At 43.6% G+C, this 573-nt stretch carries 1 protein-coding gene; it reads left to right on the plus strand.

Annotation, left to right across the window (positions count from 1 at the left end):
• Window positions 1–72: 72 nt before the first annotated feature.
• A partial coding sequence (locus tag R8O11_RS29965) for a transglycosylase SLT domain-containing protein (RefSeq protein WP_318195227.1) occupies window positions 73–573 on the plus strand: 501 nt, incomplete at its 3' end.

Genomic DNA, 573 nt, shown 5'->3' on the forward strand with positions numbered 1-573 from the left:
AAATTGCGCTAAAAGTGACCTTGGTCACATAAATATTTGTTGTAGCTGATATTTCTATAAAACTTGTAGGAAATGGATTACATTTTGGGAGTGTTCCCTCAACTTGGTTATGTCGTGAAAAAGGTATCTAAGCGACTGTATAGATTAGTAAAGTTTAAAAAACGGCAGCCACTCAAAGCTGTATTGTTTTCCTTTACTTCCATGTTGAAGGGCAGGCAACAGCGCCTCATTAAAAAGCTTCCTTTTTATTCCCAACGTTCCCATCGATGTATTTTTTCTCCCGAGCCATTTCAAGAGCCTTCTGAGCATGTTTTGGCATGGGGACAGCGAGTTAGCCCTGCATTCAAAAGCAAAGTGGTCGAAATTTGCTCTGAGCTAGAAATCAACCCGAATCATCTAATGGCTTGTATGGCCTTTGAGACGGCTGAAACGTTCAGCCCTAGCATTAGAAACGGCTCTGGGAGTGGTGCGACAGGTCTGATTCAGTTCATGCCCGCAACCGCGAAAAACTTGGGGACGAGCACTAAGCATCTCGCCATGATGAGCGCCGTTGAACAGCTCGATTATGTGAAA

The sequence above is a fragment of the Vibrio sp. 1288 genome, from assembly GCF_033344475.1.